The sequence below is a fragment of the Williamsia sp. M5A3_1d genome, assembly GCF_053345315.1.
In genome coordinates this window covers 207,801-232,644 of record NZ_JBKEZX010000001.1, presented here as the reverse complement: position 1 = coordinate 232,644, position 24,844 = coordinate 207,801, and the positions used below count along the sequence as shown (strand labels likewise).

The following is a 24,844-nucleotide window of genomic DNA, read 5'->3' as shown; positions in this document are numbered from 1 at the left end:
CATCCTGGACGATGTGAGCGTGGCCGAGAAGTCGACCGGCGCCGAGCGATCGCGGTTGCCGCGCGCTCTGGCGCCGTTGGCGCGTCGGCAATACCGCTTACTCGCCATGGGTCTCGTACTGGCGACATTCGCCGACGGCATCTGGACCGTCGGGGTCGTCTGGCAGGTCATCGCCCTCGGCGGCGGCCCCGGCGCGTTGTCGGCGATCACCACACTGGCCGCGGTCGGGATGGTCGTGTCCACCCTGTTCGGTGGGGTGCTGGCCGACCGTATGTCCCAGCGCACCATCCTGATCGCACTCGAGGTGGTCAAGCTCGTCGCCATCGGCGGAGTCGGCTTCCTCGGTGTCACCGGGAATCTCGGCGTCGGGGCACTCGCCGGCGTCGGTCTGATCGGCGGGATCACCACCGGCATCTACTACCCGGCGTATTCGGCACTGGTGCCGCGCGTGGTGCCGGCGTCGGAGCTGCTCGCGGTGAACGGGTTCGAGGGCACGTTGCGCCCGGTCGTCTTCCAGGCGGCGGGGCCCGCTCTGGCCGGTGGGCTCATCGCCATCTCCTCGCCGCCCGCGGCGATCCTCGGATCGGCGGTCGCCAGCGCAATGTCGGCGATCTTCTACGTGCGGATGCGCCCGGTCCCCGTCGACCGTGTCATCGACGACCGGCATGCGCTGCGCCGCACCGTCGCCGAGATCGGCGAGGGCTTCGGCTACATGTGGCGTACCCCGTGGTTGCTGGCCACGCTGCTGTTCGCGCTGATCCTGGTGATGATGACCGCGGGCCCCCTCGAGGTGTTGGTCCCCTTCGCGATCAAGGACCGTGCCGGTGGCGACGCCGGATCGCACGCCATGGTGCTGGCGGCCTTCGGCGTGGGTGGGGCGCTGGGGTCGCTGTACATGGCCTCGCGGCCCATGCCGCGGCGCTACCTGACGATCATGTTCGTCGTGTGGGGGCTCAGCGGGCTCCCACTGATCGCGTTCGCGTTCGCCGACCGTGTCGTGATGTTCGTCGTGGCCGCGTTCGTCATGGGCATCACCTTCGATGCGCCGATGGTGCTGTGGGGCACGCTCATGCAGCGGCGGGTGCCGCCGGCGATGTTGGGTCGCGTCTCGAGTCTCGACTTCTTCGTCTCGGTCGCGTTCATGCCGGTGTCGATGGCGGTCGCCGCGCCCGTCGCGGGCGCCCTGGGGCTCACCACGGCGTTCGTCCTGGCCGCGGTGATCCCGATCCCGGTCGCCGTGATCGCCTACGCGACAACCCGACTCGACCGCGACGAGATCGCGCACCCTCTGGGCGTCCAGGTAGAAGACACATCGGCCGAGTCGGTGTCGTGAGTCAGCCACCTTGTCGCTCCGGGTGCCGCGCTGTAGCGTTCGCGCCCATGACCGGGCAGAGAGGCGCATGACGCGCCAACGCTCCCTTCGGGTGTTCATCGATGAGCTACTGATCGAGGATGGCGCACTCCCGCCGCCTCGGGTGGGGTACGTGAGCTCCTTACCTCTGACTTTCGTCTCAGATCTCACGCGCGATCCGTCAGAGCCGATCGAGCCCGAGAACATCTCGGCAGTGCTCGAACCGGATCGCACCCCGCCGAACGCAAGCGGAGGGCACCTGCGGTGGAGCGGGGTGCTGCGGGGAGACGGGTGGACCGCGAATTGGACAGGCACCCGCCCGATGACCGGCCGCGTACTGCTCTCCGGGCGCTTCGCGAGCCTTTATGACTTCGGGGCAGCTCCGACGGTCCGTGGGCGAATCACTCGAATAACCCTCGTGCACCGGAGATACAGGGCTGCGATGAAACGCGGTCTGTCCTGGGAGCCGACGGCCTCGCGTGTGCTCGGTGTCGACCTCGCCGCCGCTCCCCGCTTCTTCGACCGTGCCGTGCTGTATCGCGACCCGGCGCACTCATCGGAGGAGGTCGACGCGCCCGTCGGCGTGCTCGTCGAGTTCGATCTCGGTGACGTGCCGCCGGAGCAGCCGCGCCCATTGGTGATTCCCTGCGACGTTTCGGCCCATGGGACCGTGGTGTGGGTGCTCGACCGGGAGCTTCCGGTGGCAATGCGGATCGACGGTGATCGGATCGCAACCGAGCACCTTCTGCCAGCACCTGTCGAGTACTCGTGGCGGAAGGTGTTGGCGACCCCCGGCGGCTGCTGGGTGATCGGCAGCATCGGTGTCATCCGTTGTGCACCAGGCGATCGGCCGCGATTGGTGGAGCCCGGAGCGGTGTCGGCCGGCGCGGTCTCAGGCGACCGTCTTCTCGCCTGTAGAGCCGACGGATCGTGGATGTTGCATGAGTGGGATGGGCCGTCAATCTTGGTGGAGAGACCACACGGGCACGTCAGCAGTGCGGTCGGTGATCGCGACGGCTTTCTCGTCGCCGTGGTCACGACATTCTCGGATGAAGACTTGCGCACTGTGTTTCGGCTTGTCCGAGTGTCCTTGAATGGTGCGACCATCTTCGGGCCGACGTGCTTGAGTGAGGAGGGCGAGGTGGAAAGGCCCGTCCTGGGTGGGAATCCGACCTCGCTGATCGTCGGAGGTCGCCTCTACGCGATCGACGACGATTTGCAGACCGAGCCCGTGCACGACTGGCCAAGTATGCGTTTTGGCGGCGGATCGGCAGGTCGGTACCTGTGGACGGTCACGCACCCCACGGATCGCCCGGGTTGCGTGGGCACGTGGGCGGCGCCTGGCCGTGACGCGGACCCGGTCCCGCGTCAGTACTGGATGTTGAACATCTTCGATGGCGCGACGGGGGAGACGCTGCAATCGATCCCGGTCTTCGTCAGCCAGCCGTCTGTTGCGGTCGATGTTCGCGGTGCAGTCTGGATCGTCGCCGACGGGCTGCGAGTCCTGAGTACCGGGTCGACCGCACTGCCCGAATTGGTGGACTTTGCAGAACTGTCGGGATCACACGAGGAAGTCGCGTCCGGCCGCGACGATGAGGTCGGTCAGTTCGGCGACCAGCGGTGAGTTGACCGTCCAGTACTGCCAGTACAACTCGATGTCGACGTGGTCGTCGGAGAGCACGACGACGGTCCCGTCGGCGAGTGCGTCGGCGATCTGCGCCTGCGGCACCGTGCCCCATCCGGCCCCGAGTTCGACGGCGCGGTGGTACTCGGTCGACGCCGGGATGTAGGTGGTGGGCGGCGACAGCGGTGTCCGCGTGTGGCGGCGCATGAGTGCGGCCATGATCGTGTCCTTGCGGTCGAACGCGACCATCGGTGCCCGCGCGAGATCCCGTGCGTTCAGCCCGTCGGGGAACCAGCGCCGGGCGAAGTCGGTGCTCGCCACCGGGAGGTAGCGCGTCGCGCCCAGTCGGCGCTCGGTGCAACCGCGGATGGGGGTGGGATCCGAGGTGAGGGCACCCAGCACCTGTCCCGACCGCAGGTACTCGGTGTTGTGACTCTCGTCGTCGCGCATCACCTCGATGGCGACGTCGAAGCGGTTCTGCATGTCCACGATCACCGGCAGCAGCCAGATGGCGAGTGAATCGGCGTTGCTCGCGATCGGGAGGTGCACCCGCGGTCGGTCGCGCGGGTCGTCGGGTTCGGCATCGGTGGCGCCGGTCAACTCGGCGAAAGCACTGGAGGTCAACAGATCCCACTGCTTGGCGAGCCGGAGGAGCACCTCGCCGTCTGCGGTCGCGACGCACGGTTTGCTGCGCCGCACCACCACCCGGCCCACATCGGACTCGAGCGCCTTGATCCGTTGACTGACCGCGGATGGCGTCACGTGCAGGGAGCGTGCGGCGGCGTCGAAGGTGCCCTCGCGCACCACTGCGGCCAAAGTCGTCAGGCCGTCACTCGTGATCATGAAGTGATTCTAATGATTCGTGAAAAACATTCGCTGGAATGATGCTGTGTGGGTCCTTAACGTCGTCGGCATGAATCCATTGCCCATCGCACTCACCGGGCTCGCGACCGGCGCCGGACTGATCATCGCGATCGGCCCGCAGAACGTCATGGTGTTGCGCAACGGTGTCGCACGGACCCATGTCATCCCCGTCGTCGCGGTGTGCGCGGTCTCCGATCTCATCCTGATCCTCGCCGGCGTGGTGGGGCTCGGGGCGGTCGTCTCCGGTCACCCGGGCATCGTCACTGTCGCGACCGTCCTCGGCGCCGGCTACGTGATCGTGTTGGGGCTCATGGCAGCTCGCCGCAGCCTGTCCCCGACGGCCATGACCACCGGGGAGATCGCCGCGCGCCCGGGCAGCCGGTCACGGTGGGCTGCGGTCGGTGCCGCCCTCGCCCTCACCTGGCTCAACCCGCACGTCTACCTCGACACCGTGCTGACCCTCGGGGCGATCGCCAACAGTCACGGCCCGGACGGCAAGTGGGCGTTCGCGATCGGGGCGGGCGCGGCCAGCATCCTGTGGTTCTGTGCCCTGGGGTTCGCCGCGGGCAAACTGGCGCCCCTCTTCACCCGGCCGCGTGCCTGGCAGTTCCTCGACGCGTTCGTCGCCGTCGTGATGCTGGCCGTCGGGGCCACGCTCCTCGCGTCGCTCTAGATGCCTCAGCGCGGCGCGAGGTCGACGATGATCGACCGCGCGATCTCGGCGACCACGGTGCGGTCGGTGGTGATGCACCATCGGTACTCACCCGACCCCGGGTGACCCGGTTCGCCGATCGCGGTGGCGATGACGGCGACGGCGTGACCCGCGGCGATCACGGCGACGGCAAAGGTGTCGTCGGGCGCCATGTCCGGCGTGAGGGGGCCCAGCACACCCGGTTGCGGTGCGCGACCGAGCCCCGGTCCGGTGAGGCCGACGAGAAGTTGCCGTCGCGCCAGATCCCGGTATCGCGCCGCGATCTCCGCGGAGATGTGCCGCGCACCCTGCAGGGCGGCGACCACGCAACCCGGGGTGGTCTCGGCCAGCGCGGCGGACTCGACCGCATCGCACATCGACAGAACGTCGGCCAGGGAACCGACCGCCGTCGGCACCCGGTCGGCGATGGCGCGCAGGGGATCGACGCGTCCCCGGGTGGGATCGACGAGTCGCGGCCGCGGCCCCATCAGCGGCGCGACCTCCGACAGCGGGCCGGGGCGCCCGTACCGGAACCCCTGGCCGAGGGTGGCACCGAGTTGCCCCGCGCACCGCTCGTGCGCGGAACTCTCGATTCCCTCGGCGATGATCGCCACATCGTGACGACGGGCGTATTCGCCGGCGATGGTGATCGCGAGGGCGATCTCGATGGTCGACTCGTCCATGTGGGTGAGGCCGCGATCGAACTTGACGACGTCGGGGGCGATGACATCGAGCAGCGCGAGACCGTCGACACGTGCACCGACGTCGTCGAGTGCGATGCCGTATCCCGACCGCCGCGACTGCTCCACCGTGCGCAGAACGCTGGACGGATCGCTGAGCAGGGTGCGCTCGGTCAGTTCGAGGACGATCTGGATACCCGACTCGGCGACGTCGGCGAGCAACCGGTCGTCCTGCCACGGTGGCGGTGTGGCGAGGGTGTCCGGTTCGACGTTCACGAACAGGTACTGACTGCGATCCATCTCGTCGACCACGGCGGTCTCGAAAGCGCGCCGTCGACACCACCAGTCCAGGCGGGCCACCTCGCCCCGGGCGCGGGCGACGTCGAACGCCTCGACCGGGTTCACCCCGGGTGACTCCGGCCACCGTGCGAGCGCCTCGAACCCGATGACGTCACGGTTGTCGAGCCGGACGATCGGTTGGAAGACCGGCGCCACCCGCGAAGGGTGGTCGAGTATGTGAGTGATCCCACGTCGTATCGGCGCCAACGAACATCCCGCCCCGTCTGCGATCCGACGATGGAGACGTCGGATCGGGTTGTCGCATCGCAAGAGAGGTGCTGATCGCGTCGGTAGTTCCCCCCACCACCGCGGCACCGCCCCCGAGGCCTGTCGTGATCAGAGCCTATCGCACTGCCCAAACACGCTGTGGTGCCGTGAAGATGCGATCCGCCATCCTCCGCGGGCCGATCACCCGTGCATCCACCGATCGGTTGATCGGGATGTAGCCGACCGGTCGATGTCGCGAGCCCGCGTTCCGACGACGCTGATCACATGGCAATCATCCGAGTGGAACATCTGAGCAAGGGCTACCCCGGTGGCCGCGGTGTCGTCGATGTCGGATTCGAGGTGGCCGAGGGCGAGATCTTCGGGATCCTCGGACCCAACGGCGCGGGCAAGACGACGAGCGTCGAGTGCATCGGCGGTCTGCGAACACGCGACGGCGGTGTGGTGGAGGTCGCCGGACACGACCCCGCAGACGAATCCCCTGATCTCCGTGAGGTGTTGGGGATCCAGCTGCAGGAATCGCTGTTGCCCGACAAGATCCGCGTCGGTGAGGCCCTCGCGCTCTACGCGAGCTTCTACCGCAACCCTTTCGACGTCGCCGAACTCACCGAGCGGCTGGGCCTGGGTCCGCAACGCGACGTGGCCTTCTCCCGGCTGTCCGGCGGGCAGAAGCAACGACTGTCGGTGGCACTGTCGCTCATCGGCCGCCCTCGCGTCGCGATCCTCGACGAACTCACCACCGGCCTCGATCCACAGGCGCGACGCGAGGTGTGGGGGCTGCTCGAGGATCTGCGGACGACCGGCGTCACGCTGCTGCTGGTGTCGCATTTCATGGAAGAGGCTCAGCGCCTGTGCGATCGGGTCGCCGTCATCGACTCGGGGCGTGTCGTCGCCCTCGGGACCCCGGCCGAACTCGCCGACCGTACGGGTGGAGCGCAGGTGATGACCTTCGTCCCGTCCGCCCGGGTGGACCTCGCCCCGATCCGCGCGCTGTCCGCGGTGTCCGACACCGAGACACGCGGAGAGGTCGTGCGCGTCACCGGTGACGCCGATGTGGTCGCCGACGTGCTGGCCGCCCTGCGCGCACAGGGGGTGTCCGCCGGGCACCTCCGCGTCGAACAACCCACCCTCGACGATGCTTTCGTCTCACTCGTCACCCACGGAGAGGACCTGCACTGATGACCACCGCGACGCCGGCTTCACGACCATCCCGCCTCGCGCTGCCGCACGGGCTGCCCGGCATCCTCGTCTCCGAGGCACGACTGATGACCCGCAACCCGGCACTGGTGCTGTGGGTCGCGGCCCTGCCGCTCATCGGGTCGATCGTGCTGGGCGCGATACCCGCCACCACCCGGCCGGTCGCCGGCCTCGACGGGGCGAGCTGGTTCACGGCCTACCAGCCGATTCTCGTGATGTTCTCGGCGGTGCTGTTGAGCGTGCAGATCCTGCCCGACGTGCTGACGCGCTACCGCGAGATGGGGATCCTGCGCCGCCTGCGGACCACGCCGGCATCTCCCGCGGCACTGCTGGCCGCCCAGGTCATCCTGTGCCTGGTGGTCGAGGTCGTCGTGGTGGTGGCGATGGTGTGCGTCCCCGCGGCGTTCGGCGCACCGCTCCCGCGCAACGGGATCGGGTTCGTCCTGGCCCTCGCCTTCGCCGTCGCGGCCATGCTGTCGATCGGGATGGTGCTCGCGAGTGCGTTCCGCAGCAACAAGATCGCGGCCGCGGTGGGTACCGTGCTGTTCTTCGCGCTGCAGTTCTTCGCCGGATTGTGGATCCCGCGCGCGTCTATGCCGGGATGGCTGCGGGGCATCTCCGACGGCACCCCCAGTGGGGCGGCGGTCGGTGCGCTGAGCAGCGCCATCGACGGTGGATGGCCGAGCGTGGCGCACCTCGGCGTCCTCGCGGCGTGGACCGTCGTCCTCGCGGCGGTCGCGGTGCGGGTCTTCCGATGGGAGTGAGCTCGGGCATGCCGGCGCGTGCGGCGTGGCAGGATCGGCCCATGCGTGGGCAGAAACGCACCCCGGAGCCGCTGAACTGGCAGCGATTCGACATCGCCCCGGTCTGGCTGACGGTGATCCCCGGTGGACTCATCCTGGCGTCGCTCGCGATCAGCGCGATCGTCGGACTGCCCGGCGACACCGATGCGTTCGCCGCCCTCATCGTCCTGTCGGTGGCCGCCTTCGCGCTGCAGTGCGGGTGGGTGCGGCGAAGCGCGGTGTCGGGGCCGCTGCGCGTGGTGATCGTGGTCGTGCAGTTCGCGCTCACCGCCGCGCTGATCTGGCTCAGCCCGTTCTACGGCATCTACGCGTTCATGGGGTACCTCACCGCGCTCATGATGTTCACCGGTGCCGGTCTCTGGATCGCGATGACCGCCAACGCCGTGTTGGCGGCGGTGTCGCAGATCGGCGGCGTCGACCAACTGGGGCGGTCGTGGCCGGCGTTCTGCGTTCTCGTGCTGATCAACACCGGTCTGGTGATCCTGTTCAGCTGGGTGGGGTCACGTCGCGACGAGGAGGTCGCCCGACGCGAGGCCGCGGTGCACGAACTCGAACAGGTGCAACAGCGCAATGTCGAACTGCAGGAACAACTCCTGTTGCGCGCCCGGGAACAGGGTGTGCTCGAGGAGCGTGCCCGACTGTCGCGGGAGATCCACGACACCGTCGCGCAGGATCTCGTCGCCATCGTGAGCCAGCTCGAGGCCATCGACGGTTCCGACTGGGAGAGTCGCGTCGACACCGCCAAGGATCTCGCCCGATCCGGCCTCGGCGAGGCACGGCGCGCGGTGTACGCGCTGCGGTCACCGATGCTCGACGCGCAACCCCTTCCAGTCGCGGTCACCGAACTGGTCAACGCCTGGGCCACCGTGCACCGGCTCGCCGCGCACGTCGAGGTCGCCGGCGACCCCGTCCCCACCGACGCCGATCAGGACCTGCTGCGGATCTGTCAGGAGGCGCTGTCGAACGTGTCGCGGCACGCACACGCACGGGCGGTCGACGTCTGCCTGTCCTACGCCGAGGAGGGTGTGCTGCTCGACATCAAGGACGACGGCGACGGCTTCGACCCGCAACGTGTACGCGAAGGAAACGGGCTGCGGGGGATGCGTGAGCGGGTCTCCTCGTCGGGGGGCACCGTCGACATCGCGACCAAGGTCGGCGAGGGATGCCTGGTCAGCGCGGTGGTGCCGGCATGACCATCCGCCTCGTGATCGCCGACGATCACCCGATCGTCCGCGACGGCGTGACCGGCATGCTCGCCGGTGACGAACGGATCGAGGTCGTCGGTGCGGCGTCGTCGGGACCCGAGGCCGTCGCGCAGGTCGTCGACCTCGATCCCGACGTGGTGCTGATGGACCTCCGGATGCCCGGCGGAGACGGCGTGCCCGCGATCGAGGTACTGCGGCGCCGGGACCGCACCCGGCCACGGATCCTCGTGTTGACCACCTTCGACACCGATCGCGACATCTCCGGTGCGATCGACGCCGGCGCCGACGGCTATCTGCTGAAGGCACTCGGACGGGACGAACTGATCGCCGCCGTCGTCGATGCCGCGGCGGGACGAAGTGTGTTGGCGCCCAGTGCAGCACAGAGCCTGATGGCACGTCGCCACCATGAGGAGTTGACCGATCGCGAGATCGAGGTCCTGGCGCGCATCGCCGGCGGAGGGACCAATCGCACGGTCGCACAGGGCCTCGTGATCAGCGAGGCGACCGTGAAAACGCATCTGCTGCACATCTATTCGAAGCTCGGCGTCCGCGATCGTGCCGCCGCGGTCCGTGTCGCCTACGAACGCGGGCTTCTCTGATCCACCCGCGTCGATCGGGCACTCACCTGCGTCGACCGTGCACTTCCCTGCGTCGATTGGGCACTTACCTTCGTCGATCGGGCACTTCCCCGCGGCGATCTGGCACTTCCCCGCGGCGATCGGGCACTTACCTGCGTCGATCGGGCACAAGGCCAGGGACGGGCGCGCGACTGCTCACCCGCCGCGGGTAGCTGCCCGCTCGATGCGGACAACTGCACGGTCGATGGCGGTAAGTGCCCGCTCGACGCGATTACCTGCCCGCTCGACGGGATTGCGGAAAGGTGAGGATGAGCACGGCGGCGACGAGTGCCGTAGGGAGCAGGGGTGCCGCGACGGCGAGTTGCGACACCAGCGCACCCGACGCCGAGGCGCCGGCGAGCAGTGACAGCAACCCGAGAGCGGCGGATCGGTTGAGCCGCCCGTCGACGACGAGATCGGTGAGCAGTCCGGTGAGGGTGCCGGTGAAGTACGTGCTCGACAACCCCGGCACACCGACGAGCGTGAACGCGCGGGTCTGCACCCCCATCGCGCCGGCGGCCGCCACCAGCGCCCCGTATCCGCTCGCGCCCTCGGGATGAGAGTCCGCAGCGATCCACAGCGCAGCCATGCACACCAACGCCGCGAGTTCGACCCCGTACAGCCACACGAGTCGGCGTGCGGCGGACCGTGTCGATCGGGTGTAGGCCGCGGCGAGTGCGACACCGGCGGCGTAGGCGACGACCGCCACCGCCGCGTGCGACATCGCCGTGGCGTCGGCCGAACCGATTCCCACACCGATCACCACCACGTTCCCGGTGATGACGCTCGCGAACACGTGGCCGAGACCGGTGAACACGACGACGTCGAGCGCCCCGGCCGCCGCACTCAGCAGACACCCGATCAGCGTCGCCGGCAGCCTCGGCACCGTGTTCACCCTCCCGACCCTAGGCAGCCGGCCCGGGCTGCGGCATTAGGCTCGCAGTCATGAGCGACGACGCGCTGGCTGTGCTCGCTGGGCAGTTGCAGGCTCGCCTACAACTCCTCCGTGACGCGGCGCTGTGGAAGCTCGAGGGCGTCGACGAACACGACGTCCGGCGGCCGTTGACGCCGACGGGCACGAATCTGTTGGGCCTCGTCAAACATCTGGCCGGGGTCGAGTTCGACTACTTCGGCGACACCTTCGGCCGCTCCACGGACATCGCCACACCGTGGCGTGGAAGCGACGACGACGCCGACCTCTGGGCGACGGCCGACGAATCCGTGGACGGCATCGTCGCCCTGTATCGACGGTCGTGGGCGCACGCGCAGGAGACCTTCGACCGGTCGACGCTCACCACCACCGGGACGGTGCCGTGGTGGCCACCGGAGAAGCGTGACGTCACGCTCGGCCTTGTGCTGGTGCACATGATCACCGAGACGGCGCGGCACGTCGGGCAGATGGACATCCTCCGCGAGACGATCGACGGAGCCGCAGGCATGTACGAGACGATCGACAACCTGACGCAGCCGGATCAGCGCGCCCGGAACGAGTACGTGGCTCGGCTACAGAGCGTGGCCGACGCCGTGAAAGGGAGATCATGACCGATCAGATCGAACGCCCGACCGCGGCGACGCCATCGCCGGGTCGCGCCCGCCAGAACGCCATCTACTCGGCCGGCGTGTTCGGCCACACCCCCTCGGTGCCTGCCGATTTCGCCGAACTGGAACGCCGCGCGAAGCGCGCGATGGGGCCGCGAGCGTGGGCCTACATCGGAGGCGGAGCGGGGGAGGGCGCGACGATGCGAGCCAATCGCGCGGCCTTCGACGACTGGGCGATCGTGCCCCGCGTCCTGCGCGACGTCTCCCGGCGCGATCTGTCGATCGACCTCTTCGGCACCACCCTGCCCGCACCGGTGCTGTTCTCGCCGGTCGGGGCCGGTGAACTCGCCCACCCCGATTCTGACATCCACATCGGCACCGCCGCAGCCGAACTCGGCGTTCCCTACATCTTCTCCAACCAGGGCTGTTCACCGATGGAGGACACCGCGGCGGCGATGGAGGCCGTCACCCCGGGCGCTCCCCGTTGGTTCCAGCTCTACTGGTCCACCGACGACGCGCTCGTCGACTCCCTCGTGCGACGCGCCGAGAAGATGGGTGCCGAGGCCATCGTCGTCACCCTCGACACCACCATGTTGGGGTGGCGCCCGCAGGATCTGAACATCGGGTCACTGCCGTTCGCGCGTGCCGAGGGCATCGCGCAGTACACCTCGGATCCGCGGTTCCGCGACATCGTCGCCGCGCGTATCGCGAATCCGTCAGCTGATCCGGGGCCGAAGGTGGAGCTCACGCGTGCGGCCGTGTCGACCCTGTTCTCGATGGCTCGTCACCTGCCGGGGCCCTTCCTGAAGAACCTCACCTCGCCGGTGCCGAAGCAGTCGGTGCAGACCTTCCTCGACATCTACTCACGCCCGTCGCTCACCTGGGATGACATCGCGGGGCTGCAGAAGCGCACCTCGCTTCCCGTGGTGCTGAAAGGAATCCTGCACCCCGACGATGCGCGTAAGGCGGTGGAGATGGGGATCGACGGCATCATCGTCTCCAACCACGGCGGCCGCCAGGTCGATGGCTCGATCAGCTCACTGCACGCGCTACCCGAGGTGGTGGCGGCCGTCGACGGGCGGTCCAAGGTTCTCATCGACTCCGGTGTCTACACCGGATCCGACGTGTTCAAGGCACTTGCTCTCGGTGCCGACGCGGTCTGCATCGGGCGCCCGCACATGTACGGTCTCGCGATCAACGGTCGCGACGGTGCCCGCGACGCCGTCGCGAACATCATCGCCGAACTCGATCTCACGCTGGGACTGTCAGGACACACCGACGTCACCTCGCTGACCCCGGACGCTCTGCGCCACATCGGTCGTCGCTGACAGCTTGCCGAGATCGTCCCCGAGGGACACGCTCGACGGCAATGTGCCCTCGGTGGACCCTCACGGGGACGATCTCAGCACCGTCCGCCGCGAAGGTGCGGCGCTGGCTATCCCAACCAGACTGAACGGGCGCCACTCTCGCCCACGAGATACACCATCACGATCGCGGCGATGGCGAAACCGACGACGATCACGGCCGAGACGATCGACGAGATCGTCACCGCGCGAGCGGGTATCGACACCCTCGAGGCGACCTTGCCCATGACCCAGTCGCTGTTGAGCGCCCAGTGGACGACGATGAACACGAACAGCGGTGCGACGACGATGATCATCTTGTCGCCGAGTTCGGTGTGATCGGCGAGGTACTCGTTGGGGCCGACCTTCTTCTCGAGTGACTCACCGGCACTGGTGGTCAGCGGTGTCATGATCACCGCGACCAACCCGACGATCGGCGCGATGACCCCGATCCTGCGCCGCGCCGCCGGCCACACCACCGCGAGGATGCCGAGGATCGCGGCCAGCGGGATCGCCACCACGGTGAGATGCACGAACAGCGGATGGGCCGGGATGCCGTTGATGGTGTCCATCGCTCCAGCATAGGAGCCGCGAAGGGCCCAGGGCGTCGATCTCCGATCAGCGCATCCGCCGTCGACGACCCCACCTACGACGTCCGGATCAGCCTGTCGCGCAACCACTCGACGAGATCGCCGATGACCTCCGCCCGGTTGGTCTCGTTCACGATCTCGTGCCGGGCGCCGGGGTACACGTGCGTGGTCACGTCCTCCACCCCTGCGTCACCAAGGCGCTCGACGAGGGGGGTGGACAACGCGAGCCCACCGTTCACCGGGTCCTGATCGCCGACGGCGATGTACAGCGGTAGATCCGACCGCATCCGCGACAGCACCGACCGATCGGCGAGCGGACGGGCGCCGACGAACATCGCCCGGCTCGCGTCACCGTCGATTCCGAAGCCGCACAACGGATCTGCGACGTAGGCGTCGACCGCGGCCTCGTCGCGGCTGAGCCATTCGAATCCGGTGCGCGGCTCGAACGGCGCGTTGAACACTGCGAGGTCCAGGGGCGCGTCGAGGTCGAGGGCGGGTTCGAGGATGTCGAGCGCCGCGGTGCCCGACAGGGCGACGGCATCGAACGCATCGCTGTGTCCGGGCAGCACCTGCTGGGTCGCGAACGACCCCATGCTGTGCGCGAACACGCCGACCGGCAACCCGGGTTCGCGCTCACGGATCCACTCGGCCACCTCGGCGATGTCGGCGACGAGAGCCTCCCATCCCGACTCCCCGATCTCGCCGGGCACACCATCGCCGATCCCGGCACCGTGGCCGCGTTGGTCGTACCCGTAGACGGCGAAGCCTGCGCCGGTGAGCGCCGAGGCCACATGCTCGTAACGGAGGACGTGTTCGCCCATGCCGTGGACGATCATCACGATCGCGCGTGGCTGCGCCTCGGGCGCCCACCGGTACACGGGAAGTGCGTGCCGCCGGGAGTCGATGAATTCGATGGACTCTCTCACAGGACCGACGCTACAAGCCCCGACGCAGGTGGGGAGCGGTTTCGGGTCGCGACCGATGAGTTCGCGAACCCGCACGGGTCAACACCGTCGACACACCCACCACCCCGGAGGACACCATGACCACGACCGCCACCACCACCGCCCCGACGACGACCAGCAGCCGATCGCGCACCCACACCGTCGGTGTGGTGCTCAGTGCGATTCTCGGCGCCTTCCTGGTGTTCGACATCCTCGGCAAGCTCTTCCAACCCGAATCCGTCGTCGAGGGCACCCAGAAGCTCGGCTTCACCACCACCCAGGCGACGGTGATGGGCATCGTGCTCGCCCTCTGCGTCGTGGTGTGGGCCATCCCGCGGACAGCGGTACTCGGTGCCATCGGGATCACCGCGTACCTCGGCGGCGCGGTCACCGCGAACTGGAACGACGACGCACCGCTGGTGAGCACGACGCTGTTCGCCGTGTACTTCGGCGTCGCGCTGTGGATCGCGATGCTCCTGCGCCGCCCGCAGCTGCTGTCGGTGCTGGGACTGCGTCGCAACTGACGACGTGCGCCGGCTCCCCGGCGGTCGACCGACGTAACGTGGTCGGGTGCTCGAACATCAGGGAGTCGATGCGTCGCCGCCGCCCGCCGCTGCGTTCGTCATCGGCGCCGGCCCGGGGATCGGGCAGTCGGTCGCCCGCCGTCTCGCCGCTGCCGGACACCCGATCGGGGTACTGGCGCGGTCACGCGACACCGTGGATGCGGTGCTCGCACACCTACCCGACGGGTCGGCAGGGGTGACCGCCGACGTCGCCGACGAGGTCGGTTTACGCACCGCGCTGGGCGAGTTGACCGACCGGCTCGAGGTTCCCGAGCTGGTGGTCTACAACGCGGGAGTGATCCGCGCCGACACGGTGACCGACCTCGACGCGAAGACGCTGCTCGACACGTACGCGGTGAACGTCGGCGGCGCCGTCACCACCGCTGCGGCACTCGTGCCACGGATGGCCGACACCGGCGGAGGGAGCTTCCTCCTCACCGCCGGGATGCCCGACCCGCTACCCGAGCTGACCAGCCTGTCGCTGGGCAAGGCCGGTGTCCGGGCCCTCGCCGAGCTCCTCGATCGCGAATTCTCCTCGCGCGGAGTGCGATCGGCGAGCGTCACGGTGTGCGGCCCGGTGGCACCCGGAACGGCCTGCGACCCCGACGACATCGCGGCGTACTACGAACGGCTGCATCGGTGGTCAGGTGACGACCGACCTGTCGACCTCCGTTTCGGCGATCCCGCAGACGCCGCCGGCTGATTCCCGCCTCAGGCGTCGGGTGACCCGCGAGAACTGCTGACAACGTCCCCCTGAGCGGTGTCCGAGGGCATATTGCCCTCGGCGAGCCGTCAGGGGGACGTTCTCAGCAGACGTCCACAGGGGACTAGCGGATCGAGTCGGTCTCGGCGAGGAAGTCGGGGAGATCCTGCGGCACGGTCGAGGTGAACTGCGCCGGGCGCTTCTCGAGGAACGCCGCAACGCCTTCCTTGCCGTCGGCGATCGACGTGTAGTACATCGCCAGGGAATCCACCCGGTGTGCGTCGACCGGAGAGGCGAACGCACTGTTGCGGTAGAGCATGTGCCGCATCAGCGCGGTGGCGACCGGTGACCGCCCGTCGACGAACCTGTGCGCCAACGCGATCGCCGCGTCGAGGAGTTCCTCGGGTGGATGGACCGACCGCACCAGCCCGAGTTCCTTCGCCCGCTCGGCGTCGACGATGTCGGCGGTGTAGATCAGTTCGAGCGCGTTCTGCATCCCCACCACCCGCGGCAGGAACCAGCTCGAGCACGCCTCGAGCACGATGCCGAGCCGCCCGAAGACGAACCCGATACGGGCCTTCTCCGACGCCAGCCGGAAGTCCATCGGAAGGGTCATCGTGGCGCCGATACCGACCGCCGCACCGTTGATCGCGCCGATGACCGGTTTGGGGCATCGGTAGATGGCCAGAGACACGCGACCACCGGTGTCGCGCACGCCGCTGACGATGGTGGGGTCCTCGAAGCGGTCGTAGAGGTCGGCGAGTGTCGGCTCCAGGCCCTCGTCGAGCCCGAAGACGTTGCCCTCACTGCTCAGATCCATCCCGGCGCAGAAGGCTTTGCCCTCGCCGGTCACGACGATCGCGGCCACCTCGGGGTCCGCCGAGGCCTCGTCGAACGCGGCCTCGAGATCGTCGGCCATCTGCACCGTGAACGCGTTGAGGTTCTCGGGGCGGTTCAGGGTCAATACGAGCACACCATCGGTGACCTCGTAGCGGACGGTCTCACGGTTCATCGGTTCTCCAACTCCCTCACGCCTCGGATGAATCCCAACCTACGGGAGTCGGCGCAGGGGAAGTCGGCACCGTGGAAGTCGGCGCCGCGCCGCCTCCCTGCGCACTCAGGGCTGCCACCGCCGCCACCGAGGTCGCGATGATGGGCAGGCGCCTCATCGCAGGATCCGGGCCAGGAACGGCGTCGAGTCCTTCACCGAGGCGTACACGGTGCCGGAGTGATCGGTCGGGTAGACGTGCAGTTCGACGGGCTGACGGTTCGCGGTGAGCTGCGCCGCCAACGACAGCGCCGACGGCGCCGGGACATCGACGTCGGTGAGGCCCTGTCCGAGGAAGATCGGTCGGTCGTAACCACTCGCCGGGGTCCCCATGAACCGACGGAGCTCGCCGTAGGCGTTCGGGATCGATGAGACCGGCTTGGTGAAGAACGTCCGGATGTCGGCTCCGGTCAACTCTTTCCGGAACTCCGCGTAGCAACTGACCTCGGCCCGGTCGGCGGCGGCGCGACCCCGCGCGGTGAGGATCCCATCGATCCTCAGGTCGGGCCGTGCCTCACGGATGGCCGCCAGGATGTAGGTCGTATAGGTGGTGAGGCCGGTGGGCAACGCGAACGGGGGAAAGCTCGGTCCGCCGTACTGGATCAGGGTCTCGATGTTCGCCGGTGTGCCGGTGGCGACCACGCCTCGGTAGTCGAGATCAGTGCCGCGTGTCAGGGATGTCGCCAGCCGCGCTGCGTTCATCGCCGCGCCCGCGCCCTGTGACTGGCCGATGATGGCCCACCGTGTGGCCGTCGGGCTCCTCAGTCCACGAAGCGCTTTCACCGAGTCGACGATCGAGTGCGCCTCGGCTACCCCGTTGAGGTAGCTCATCAGCCCCGGGGTGCCCAGTCCGGCGTAGTCGGTGGCGACGATGGCATAACCGCGTCGCAACCAGTGGGACAGGTAGTCGCTGTCACGTTGAGCGCGCGGCTGCGCCGAGGGGGTGCAGTTGTCACCCAGCCCCACCGTGCCGTGTGCCCAGGCGAGCACCGGCCATCCGCCGCGGGGAGCGGTGCCCTGCGGCAGGAACACCGCGCCGGTGCTCACCGCGGGCCGATCGTGCTGGTCGATGGTCGAGTACAGGATGCGCGAGGCCGATCCGGCGCCGGGGATCGTCAGTGACGGCGCGAGCGGCGTCGACTCGATCAGCGTCCCGGCGGTCGAGGGGATCGGTCCGGTGTAGTCGCGGACGTCGAGGCCCGACCAGTTGGGCGCGCCGGTGGGCGGGGGCTCGTCGGCGAGGGCCGGGGCGGCGACGGCAACGGACAGCACCAGGGCGACGGTGACAGCGGCGGCGCGGGCGGCGAGGGGACGGTGGCTCATCCGGGCAACGTTAGTGCTGCGAACGTCGTGTCGGAACGCTTCGAGGTGTCTGCCGCCGGTGGGGTTAGTCTGACCGGCGTGTCCGAACAGCAGGGATCCGAACGCGCCGACGCCCCCGGGGGCGACGAGGACGCGCACCATTCCCACGAGGAGTTCCGGAGCCCGCACGCCCCGATGCCGATCGAGCTGCCGCTCGACGATCAGGAGGCCTCGACCGACGTCGACCTGAAGACGCAGCTCATCCGGTTCGTGGTGACCGGTGCCGGCTCGGGGGTCCTCGACTTCGGCATCACCCTGCTCCTGCAGTACGTGCTCGGCGCACCGTATTGGCTCGCCAAGACCGTCGGCTTCATCGCGGGGACGACCACCGCCTACCTCATCAACCGTCGATGGACCTTCCGCGCCGAACCCAGCCGGGCGCGCTTCATCGCGGTGGTCGCGCTGTATCTGGTGACGTTCGCGGTGCAGGTCGGGATCTACTCGGCGCTGTCGCACGTCTGGCCCGAAGAGGTGCTCTACAGTCTGGCCGCCTTCGTGCTCGCCCAGGGCACGGCCACGGTGATCAACTTCGCCGTGCAGCGCGCTGTCATCTTCAGGATCCGTTGACGAGAGGCCGACCATGGAGATCACCGGAGCGGTAGCCGTCGTCACCGGCGGAGGCGCGGGCATCGGAGCCGCGATCGCCCGTGCCATCGTCGCGGCGGGCGGCTCGGTCGTCGTCGCCGACCTGAACGCCGAACGCGTGCGTGCCGTGGCGGAGCGGATCAACGCCGACACCGGCGACGGGCGCGCGACGGCGGTGGCGGGCGACGTGTCCGACGACGCCGTGATCGCCGAGCTCATCGCCGCCGCCGAGCGCGAGTTCGGGCCCGTCGACCTCTACGTGGCGAACGCCGGCACCACGGCCGGCCTCGGACTCGATTCCGACGACGCCGCCTGGCAGACCGCCCTCGACGTCAACGTCCTCGCGCATGTGCGGGCCGCACGCGCGCTGATGCCCGGCTGGGTGGAACGCGGGCACGGCTACTTCCTGTCGACGGCATCGGCGGCGGGCCTGCTGACCCAGATCGGCTCGGTCACCTACTCGGTGAGCAAGCACGCCGCGGTCGGCTTCGCCGAATGGCTTCGTGTCACCTACGGCGACTCCGGTGTGGGCGTGAGCTGCCTGTGCCCGATGGGGGTCAACACCGAACTGCTCAACGCCGGCTTCTCCGGCGATCGTGAGGGCGGATCGATCGCCGCGAGCGCGGTCACGAGCGCCGGCACCGTGCTGGAACCCGACGACGTCGCGTCGGTGGTGATCGACGCCCTGCGCGACGAACGCTTCCTCATCCTCCCGCACCCCGAGGTGCTGACGATGTATCAGCGCAAGGGGCAGGACTACGACCGCTGGATCTCGGGTATGCAGCGCTATCAACGCGCACTGCGCGGCGAGGGCTGACCCGCCGCGACGCGGTCAGGCCCGCTCGGGCGCAGGTGTCCGCAGGGGTCGGTGGGCGACCTCGTGGGCGTCGGCCTTCGACAGACCGAACATCCGCAGCAGGTTCGCGGCGAGCTCATCGGCGACACGGTCGGTGTCGAGGTCGGGGTCGCGGGTGACGAGATGCAGACACCCCAGCAGGGAACCGGCGGTACACGCCAGAGCTGCGGGAAGATCGTCGATGTCGAATCGTCCACATGCGCGCGCGGCCTCGAGATCGCGCAGGGCGCGGGGCGCGAGCCCGTCGTCCCGGTCGAGATAGCTCATGCCGACGCCCGCCATCGTCCTGGCCACCTGTGCATGGGACCGATTGAGCCGCAGCGTCATTCGGACGCCCGCGGCGAACACCTCGGCGGGATCGGTCAGCCCCTCGGTGGCGTTGTCGAACAGCCGGCCATAGGTGTCGAGGGTGGTGGCGATGGCGGCGTCGAACAGTTCGGCCTTGCCCGTGAAGTGGTTGTAGAACGACCCGAGTCCGACGTCGGCGAGCTCGGTGATCTCGGAGATGCTCGCGTCGGTGCCACGGGGGCTCTCGAGTATCCGGCAGGCCGCGTCGATCAATGCCGCGCGCGTACGCGCCTTGCGCCGATCGAGCCGGTTGCCCGGGGTGTCGGGGGTGGTTGTCACCGGTGATCTCACCTCACTTCTGACGGTGATTCCAAGTGTGAAGGCACTTGACTGAGCTGTCCATCAAAAGTGAGGATTTCATCAGTTCGATGGGAGATGATCATGACACAACACGTGGGAACCGTCCCTGCGACATCGGCGCACGCCGAACTGCACAGCGAGTTCGGCGCGCGGCCCGGTGACCCCGCCGACCGCCACCGGTCGCCGGTCATCAAGGTGGCCGACATCGCCTGGTTGGAGTTCGAGAAACAGAACCTCGCCGAGGCGGAACGATTCGCGCGCGACTTCGGGTTCGCGGTGGCGAACCGCACCGCCGACCGCCTCGAGCTGCGGGGAACGTGGGCGGGCGCACCGTGCGTGCTGATCCGCCGCGCACGTCGCTCGCGCTTCGTCGGACCGGCGTATCGCGCCGAGAGCACCGCCGACCTCAGAACCCTCGCCGAGGCGACCGGCACACGCGTGCACCCTCTCGGCGACCTCGGCGGCAACGTGGTCGATCTCGTCGATCCCTCCGGTCAATCGCTGCGTGTGGTGGCCGACCTGTTCGACCTGCCGTCACTCCCCGACCAGGAACCGCTCACCATCAACGCGGGCGGGAAGGTGGCGCGCTTCAACGCGATCCAGCGCCCACCGCGGGCCCCGGCGCGGGTCCAACGCCTCGGTCATGTGGTCATCGAGTCACCGCGTTTCCGTGAGGCGCTGCACTGGTACCAGTCGGTGCTCGGGTTCATCGTGAGTGATTTCCAGTTCTTCCCGGGCCAGCGCGACCGCGGCCCGACGATGGCCTTCATGCGCTGCGATCGGGGCGCCGACGCCGCCGATCACCACACCCTCGCCATGACGTTGGGACCCCGAGCCCGCTACGTACACAGTGCGTATCAGGTCGCCGACCTCGACGCCGTCGCCGCCGGTGGTGCCTACCTGAGCGACCGCGGATACCACCATGCGTGGGGTATGGGTCGCCACATCCAGGGCAGCCAGATCTTCGACTACTGGCGCGATCCCGACAAGTTCATGGTGGAGCACTACGCCGACGGCGACGTCTTCGACAACAGCGTCACCGCGGGCTGGGCGCCCATGACCGCGAGCGGACTCTCGCAGTGGGGTCCGCCGGTCACACGCGACTTCCTCGGCGCCAACCCCGATCCCGAGCTGGTGCGCGGGATCCTCACCGGACTGCGCGACACCAACGAGTTCGACATCCACCGCCTCATCGGCCTCCTGAAAGTAGCCCGCTCATGACGACGACGATCCTCCGCACCGCCGACCGCTGGTGGCTGTTGCGTGCCGACGAGACCGCGGTCGCGATCGACACCGATGCCGTCACCACCGCAGACCTCCTCGGCGACACCGCGGCCATCGCCGAGGCCGCCGCGACCGAGGGTGCCTCGGGGACCGCAGTGGCCGACCTCGATCTGATCTCGCCGGTCACCACGCCGTGTCGGGTGGTCGCGCAGATGGTCAACTACGCCAGCCACGCCCGCGATTCGAACATCGACCCGACACGGGTGCAGGCGACGTTCTTCCGCAAGGCGTCGGGATCGGTGGTCGGCCCGTACGACGACATCGTGAAGCCGGCGCACGTCCGTCTGCTCGACTACGAGGTCGAGATCGGGCTCGTCGCCGGCGGTGAACTGACGGTGGGCAGCACGGTGACCACCGATGACCTCGGTGACGTCATAGCCGGTGTCGTGATCACCAACGACGTGAGCGCCCGCGATGTGCAGCTGCCCAAAACCCAGTTCTACGAGGCGAAGTCGTATCCGACGTTCACCCCCATCGGCCCCAGACTGGTGCTGCTCGACCACGAGGAGTGGCGTCGGTTCGACCAGCTGCGGTTGCAGCTGTGGGTCAACGGCGAGCGCCGGCAGGACGGCCACGTCGGCGGCGACATGATCATCGACCCGGTGAGCGCGCTCAACGTGCTCGCCGGTTTCCAGCGGCTCGCCCCCGGCGATGTGCTGCTCACCGGGACCCCCGGGGGCACGGCGCTCACGGCACCGCCCAAGCCCATCGAGATGATCGGTGCCCTGCTGCCCCCGCACGTGAAGTGGAAGCAGTTCTTCTCCCGCCAGGCGTCGAACCCGAAGTATCTGCGCGACGGTGACGTGGTCGAGGTGCGGATCGCCACCGACGACGGGTCGATCGACCTGGGCAGGCAGCGGTGCACGGTGCGGTACGCATGACGGGCCGGCGGACGCCGACGGTGGTCGTCGTCGGTGCCGGTCCGGTGGGGGTGACCGCGGCGTTGCTGCTGGCCCGCAGAGGTGTGGCGACCGTCGTCCTCGAACGCCATCCCGCGCCGTACGCGCTGCCGCGCGCGGTACACCTCGACGACGACGTGTTCCGGATACTGCAGGCCGCGGGGGTCGACGAGGAGTTCCGCACCGTGAGCAGGCCGATGCCCGGGATGCGACTCGTCGACGGTCGTGGTCGTGTGATGGCGGAGTTCGCCCGTGACACCGCCGACGGTCCCCAGGGCTTCCCACCGGACAGCATGTTCGACCAACCCGACCTCGAGCAGATCCTGCACGATGCGGCGGGCCGGGAACCGCTCATCGACATGCGTCGCGGGTGCGAGGTGGTCGATGTGGTCGAGGGGCCGTCGCCGGCGGTGCGGTACTCCGACGCCGACGGGGTCGAGACGACGGTTGCCGGTGCGGCCGTCATCGCCTGCGACGGCGCGAACAGTCTGGTCCGCACCGCGTTGGGGATCACCTCGACCGACCTGCGATTCGCCGAGAAGTGGCTCGTGATCGACGTGAACACCCCACGCCCGCTGAACGTCTGGGACGGCGTGCACCAGATCTGCGATCCGGCACGGGCCGCGACGTTCATGCCGGTCACCGGGAACCGGTACCGCTGGGAGTTCCGGGTCCACGACACCGACGACCTCGACGCCCTCGTCTCGGTCGACGGGATGAAACGGCTGCTGTCGCCGTGGATGTCGGAGAACCAGATCGATGAATCGGAGATCCTGCGGCAGGCTTTCTACACCTTCCGCGCGCGCGTTGCCGACCGGTGGCGTTCCGGCGGCGTCTTCCTCGCCGGCGACGCCGCGCACCAGACCCCGCCCTTCGTGGGTCAGGGTCTCGGTTCGGGGCTGCGCGACGTGGCCAACCTGACCTGGAAGCTCGCCGACGTGCTCGACGGAACCGCACGGGGCGACCTGCTCGACACCTACGAGATGGAGCGGCGGCCGCACTCGATCGCGGTGATCCGGATGGCGTTGGCGGTGGGCATGGCGCTGACCGGCGGACAGGACCGCTTCGCCGGGGTGCGTCGCCTCGGTATGGCCGCGGTGTGTCGGGTGCCGGGGCTCGCGGCGGCGATGCCGGCCGTGGGGGTGCCGCCGCTTCGCCCGGGACCGCTGGTGGCGCGCACACCGCTGCTGCGGCGGGTGTTGCGACGCCGGTTGAACGGCTCGGCACTACCCCAGCCGAGTGTCGGATTCGCCTCCGGCGCACAGCGACTGGACGACGTGATCGGATCACGGTGGGCCCTGGTGACCCGAGGGAGCGTACCCGAGGCCCTCGCCGATCGCGTCGCGGGAGTCGGTGCGGTGCACGTCGACACCGATCGTCTCGCAACACATCCCGCGGGTGTCGCGTCACCGGCGCGATGGCTGCGTCGGCATCACGCGATCGCGGTGTTGGTGCGCCCGGACCGCGTGGTCGCCGCGACCGCCACCGACCCCGGCGGCGTCGACGACCTCCTCGACACCCTGTGCGCCATGCGGTCTGGGTCACTGCAGCGCATCGGGGCGCTCGCGTGACCGCCGCCGTGGCCACGGTGTCGCGTCGTGCCGCGCGACGCACCGCACCGTCGGTCGACGTCGATCTGTACGGTCGGTCGGCATTGATCGACCCGCATCCGGTGTATCGACGGATCCGCGATGCCGGCCCGGTGGTCTGGCTGCCGCGCCACCGCGTGTGGGCCATGGGACGCTTCGACGACGTGCGCAGCGCGCTGCGCGACGACGCCACGTTCCGCAGTGGACGCGGTGTCGCCGCGAACCCGGTCGCCAACCTCCTCGGCCGTAAGACCGTGCTCTCGAGCGACGGCGCGACCCACTCGACACGACGCCGAATCCTCATGCAGTCGTTGATGTCCCGTGCGATCCGGCCGTCGCTCCCGGTGCTGCGCGACGAGGCCGAGGCCACCGTGGACCGGCTGCTCGAGCGTGAGTCGTTCGACGGCATCGCCGATTTCGCCTCGCGACTGCCGATCTCCGCCGTGGCCGACCTCGTCGGTGTGCGGGTCGGCCACGATCAGCTCCTCACGTGGGGTGCGAGCACCTTCGACATCCTCGGTCCGCTGAACCGACGGTCTCTCGACGCGACCGCGACGGCACTGGGGCTGTACCTCTATTCGATGCGTCTACGTCGCTCGAGGGTCACGCCCGACGGATGGGCGGCGACGGTGTTCGACGCCGCCGATCGCGGGGAGCTCACCCGGTCCGAGGCGCGCACCATGGTGATCGACTTCGTCGCGCCCAGCCTCGACACCACCATCCTCGCGACCGGGCAGCTGCTGTGGAGCCTGGGTCGTGACCCGCAGCTCTACGCGCACCTGCGCGCCGAACCGGAGCTGATCCCGACCGCGGTGGTGGAGGCCGTGCGCATGGCGTCGCCGATCCGCGGGTTCACCCGGACGGTGGCGCGCGACGCCGAGATCGGTGGCGTGCGGCTGCCCGCAGGCGAACGCGTTGTCCTGCTCTACGCGTCGGCGAATTCCGATGAACGGCACTTCGACCGCCCCGAGACCTTCTCGCTGCATCGCAGGGGGAGCAACCTCGGCTGGGGACACGGCATGCACACCTGCGTCGGCATGCAGTTGTCGAAACTGGAGATGGCGACCCTCCTCGAGGTGATGATCGCGCGTGTCACCTCCATCGAGGTGTCCGATCCGACGCCGTTGACCAACAACTGCCTGCAGGGCTTCGCCTCTTTTCGCGCGTCGTTCGACTGACGGCGTGTTCCGCCGCCTGGCGACGTCGGGCGAGGGCCGACATCAGCGAGGTTTCACTCCGGTGGGGACGGGTACGTCTGGGCCATGGCCCATCACAGCGCGTCCAGCGATACCCGC

At 68.9% G+C, this 24,844-nt stretch carries 25 protein-coding genes; 17 read left to right on the top strand and 8 right to left on the bottom strand.

The window, feature by feature from the left end; all coding sequences use genetic code 11:
* Positions 1–19: 19 nt before the first annotated feature.
* Positions 20–1,333 (top strand): MFS transporter, encoded by a 1,314-nt coding sequence (locus tag ACLBW1_RS01190; protein WP_447809594.1) that lies wholly within the window; start codon positions 20–22, stop codon positions 1,331–1,333.
* Between the two features lie 460 nt (positions 1,334–1,793).
* Positions 1,794–2,975: a hypothetical protein gene (locus ACLBW1_RS01185; RefSeq protein ID WP_447809592.1), complete on the top strand. Its 1,182-nt coding sequence runs from the start codon at positions 1,794–1,796 to the stop codon at positions 2,973–2,975.
* Here ACLBW1_RS01185 and ACLBW1_RS01180 read toward each other — a convergent pair.
* Entirely contained in the window at positions 2,913–3,818 is a 906-nt protein-coding gene (locus ACLBW1_RS01180; protein WP_447809590.1) for a LysR family transcriptional regulator ArgP, read from the bottom strand. The two genes, ACLBW1_RS01185 and ACLBW1_RS01180, sit on opposite strands and share 63 nt — an antisense overlap.
* A 70-nt stretch (positions 3,819–3,888) precedes the next feature.
* On the opposite strand from ACLBW1_RS01180, the gene ACLBW1_RS01175 reads away from it, so the two are divergent.
* Positions 3,889–4,512 carry a LysE/ArgO family amino acid transporter gene (locus ACLBW1_RS01175; RefSeq protein WP_447809589.1) on the top strand — a complete coding sequence of 208 codons (624 nt, stop codon included), beginning with the start codon at positions 3,889–3,891 and terminating at the stop codon, positions 4,510–4,512.
* A 5-nt stretch (positions 4,513–4,517) separates the two neighbouring features.
* Here the strand turns inward: ACLBW1_RS01175 and ACLBW1_RS01170 are convergent, their stop codons facing one another.
* On the bottom strand, positions 4,518–5,705 hold the full coding sequence (locus ACLBW1_RS01170; protein ID WP_447809588.1) for a sensor domain-containing phosphodiesterase: 1,188 nt from the start codon (positions 5,703–5,705) through the stop codon (positions 4,518–4,520).
* 336 nt (positions 5,706–6,041) lie between these two features.
* Between ACLBW1_RS01170 and ACLBW1_RS01165 the strand changes: the two genes are divergently transcribed.
* From ACLBW1_RS01165 to ACLBW1_RS01150, 4 genes are read left to right on the top strand one after another with little or no spacing between them, the layout of a single operon-like run.
* Entirely contained in the window at positions 6,042–6,953 is a 912-nt protein-coding gene (locus ACLBW1_RS01165) for an ABC transporter ATP-binding protein (RefSeq protein ID WP_447809587.1), read from the top strand.
* Positions 6,953–7,735 carry an ABC transporter permease gene (locus ACLBW1_RS01160; protein ID WP_447809586.1) on the top strand — a complete coding sequence of 261 codons (783 nt, stop codon included), beginning with the start codon at positions 6,953–6,955 and terminating at the stop codon, positions 7,733–7,735. The genes ACLBW1_RS01165 and ACLBW1_RS01160 overlap by 1 nt, the downstream gene beginning before the upstream one ends.
* Entirely contained in the window at positions 7,726–8,967 is a 1,242-nt protein-coding gene (locus tag ACLBW1_RS01155; RefSeq protein WP_447809585.1) for a sensor histidine kinase, read from the top strand. Before ACLBW1_RS01160 ends, ACLBW1_RS01155 begins: the two co-directional genes overlap by 10 nt.
* Positions 8,964–9,578 (top strand): response regulator, encoded by a 615-nt coding sequence (locus ACLBW1_RS01150; protein ID WP_447809583.1) that lies wholly within the window; start codon positions 8,964–8,966, stop codon positions 9,576–9,578. Before ACLBW1_RS01155 ends, ACLBW1_RS01150 begins: the two co-directional genes overlap by 4 nt.
* A gap of 250 nt (positions 9,579–9,828) precedes the next feature.
* Here the strand turns inward: ACLBW1_RS01150 and ACLBW1_RS01145 are convergent, their stop codons facing one another.
* Complete coding sequence (locus ACLBW1_RS01145; protein ID WP_447809582.1) at positions 9,829–10,491, bottom strand: YoaK family protein; 663 nt, start codon at positions 10,489–10,491, stop codon at positions 9,829–9,831.
* A gap of 50 nt (positions 10,492–10,541) precedes the next feature.
* Here ACLBW1_RS01145 and ACLBW1_RS01140 point away from each other — a divergent pair, with 50 nt between their 5' ends.
* Positions 10,542–11,138, top strand: coding sequence for a DinB family protein (locus ACLBW1_RS01140; protein WP_447809581.1), 597 nt, complete (start codon positions 10,542–10,544; stop codon positions 11,136–11,138).
* Positions 11,135–12,463 (top strand): alpha-hydroxy-acid oxidizing protein, encoded by a 1,329-nt coding sequence (locus ACLBW1_RS01135; RefSeq protein ID WP_447809580.1) that lies wholly within the window; start codon positions 11,135–11,137, stop codon positions 12,461–12,463. The genes ACLBW1_RS01140 and ACLBW1_RS01135 overlap by 4 nt, the downstream gene beginning before the upstream one ends.
* A 107-nt stretch (positions 12,464–12,570) precedes the next feature.
* On the opposite strand, the gene ACLBW1_RS01130 is transcribed toward ACLBW1_RS01135, so the two are convergent.
* A complete protein-coding gene (locus ACLBW1_RS01130) occupies positions 12,571–13,050 on the bottom strand; it encodes a DUF2231 domain-containing protein (RefSeq protein ID WP_447809578.1) in 480 nt (159 codons plus the stop codon).
* A 74-nt stretch (positions 13,051–13,124) separates the two neighbouring features.
* The gene (locus ACLBW1_RS01125) at positions 13,125–13,994 is read right to left on the bottom strand and encodes an alpha/beta fold hydrolase (protein WP_447809576.1); all 870 of its coding nucleotides are present in this window, start codon (positions 13,992–13,994) and stop codon (positions 13,125–13,127) included.
* A gap of 116 nt (positions 13,995–14,110) precedes the next feature.
* On the opposite strand from ACLBW1_RS01125, the gene ACLBW1_RS01120 reads away from it, so the two are divergent.
* Both ACLBW1_RS01120 and ACLBW1_RS01115 read left to right on the top strand, forming a co-directional pair.
* Complete coding sequence (locus tag ACLBW1_RS01120; protein ID WP_447809575.1) at positions 14,111–14,536, top strand: DoxX family protein; 426 nt, start codon at positions 14,111–14,113, stop codon at positions 14,534–14,536.
* Positions 14,537–14,582: 46 nt separating this feature from the next.
* The gene (locus ACLBW1_RS01115; protein ID WP_447809574.1) at positions 14,583–15,278 is read left to right on the top strand and encodes an SDR family oxidoreductase; all 696 of its coding nucleotides are present in this window, start codon (positions 14,583–14,585) and stop codon (positions 15,276–15,278) included.
* A 124-nt stretch (positions 15,279–15,402) separates the two neighbouring features.
* Here ACLBW1_RS01115 and ACLBW1_RS01110 read toward each other — a convergent pair whose 3' ends face one another.
* Together ACLBW1_RS01110 and ACLBW1_RS01105 are read right to left on the bottom strand one after the other, a co-directional pair.
* Positions 15,403–16,290: a crotonase/enoyl-CoA hydratase family protein gene (locus ACLBW1_RS01110; protein ID WP_447809573.1), complete on the bottom strand. Its 888-nt coding sequence runs from the start codon at positions 16,288–16,290 to the stop codon at positions 15,403–15,405.
* A 153-nt stretch (positions 16,291–16,443) separates the two neighbouring features.
* Positions 16,444–17,649, bottom strand: a complete 1,206-nt coding sequence (locus ACLBW1_RS01105; protein ID WP_447809572.1) for an alpha/beta hydrolase family protein — start codon at positions 17,647–17,649, stop codon at positions 16,444–16,446.
* Between the two features lie 174 nt (positions 17,650–17,823).
* On the opposite strand from ACLBW1_RS01105, the gene ACLBW1_RS01100 reads away from it, so the two are divergent.
* Both ACLBW1_RS01100 and ACLBW1_RS01095 read left to right on the top strand, forming a co-directional pair.
* Entirely contained in the window at positions 17,824–18,255 is a 432-nt protein-coding gene (locus tag ACLBW1_RS01100) for a GtrA family protein (RefSeq protein ID WP_447811095.1), read from the top strand.
* A 13-nt stretch (positions 18,256–18,268) separates the two neighbouring features.
* The gene (locus ACLBW1_RS01095) at positions 18,269–19,090 is read left to right on the top strand and encodes an SDR family oxidoreductase (RefSeq protein ID WP_447809571.1); all 822 of its coding nucleotides are present in this window, start codon (positions 18,269–18,271) and stop codon (positions 19,088–19,090) included.
* A 15-nt stretch (positions 19,091–19,105) separates the two neighbouring features.
* On the opposite strand, the gene ACLBW1_RS01090 is transcribed toward ACLBW1_RS01095, so the two are convergent.
* Positions 19,106–19,756: a TetR/AcrR family transcriptional regulator gene (locus tag ACLBW1_RS01090; protein ID WP_447809569.1), complete on the bottom strand. Its 651-nt coding sequence runs from the start codon at positions 19,754–19,756 to the stop codon at positions 19,106–19,108.
* Positions 19,757–19,858: 102 nt separating this feature from the next.
* On the opposite strand from ACLBW1_RS01090, the gene ACLBW1_RS01085 reads away from it, so the two are divergent.
* Genes ACLBW1_RS01085 through ACLBW1_RS01070 form a run of 4 tightly spaced genes read left to right on the top strand, consistent with a single transcriptional unit; the run spans position 19,859 to position 24,727 of the window.
* On the top strand, positions 19,859–20,998 hold the full coding sequence (locus ACLBW1_RS01085; protein WP_447809568.1) for a VOC family protein: 1,140 nt from the start codon (positions 19,859–19,861) through the stop codon (positions 20,996–20,998).
* Positions 20,995–21,942, top strand: coding sequence for a fumarylacetoacetate hydrolase family protein (locus ACLBW1_RS01080; protein WP_447809567.1), 948 nt, complete (start codon positions 20,995–20,997; stop codon positions 21,940–21,942). Before ACLBW1_RS01085 ends, ACLBW1_RS01080 begins: the two co-directional genes overlap by 4 nt.
* A complete protein-coding gene (gene mhpA, locus ACLBW1_RS01075; protein WP_447809565.1) occupies positions 21,939–23,531 on the top strand; it encodes a bifunctional 3-(3-hydroxy-phenyl)propionate/3-hydroxycinnamic acid hydroxylase MhpA in 1,593 nt (530 codons plus the stop codon). The genes ACLBW1_RS01080 and mhpA overlap by 4 nt, the downstream gene beginning before the upstream one ends.
* Positions 23,528–24,727, top strand: coding sequence for a cytochrome P450 (locus ACLBW1_RS01070; RefSeq protein WP_447809563.1), 1,200 nt, complete (start codon positions 23,528–23,530; stop codon positions 24,725–24,727). The genes mhpA and ACLBW1_RS01070 overlap by 4 nt, the downstream gene beginning before the upstream one ends.
* Positions 24,728–24,844 lie beyond the last annotated feature (117 nt).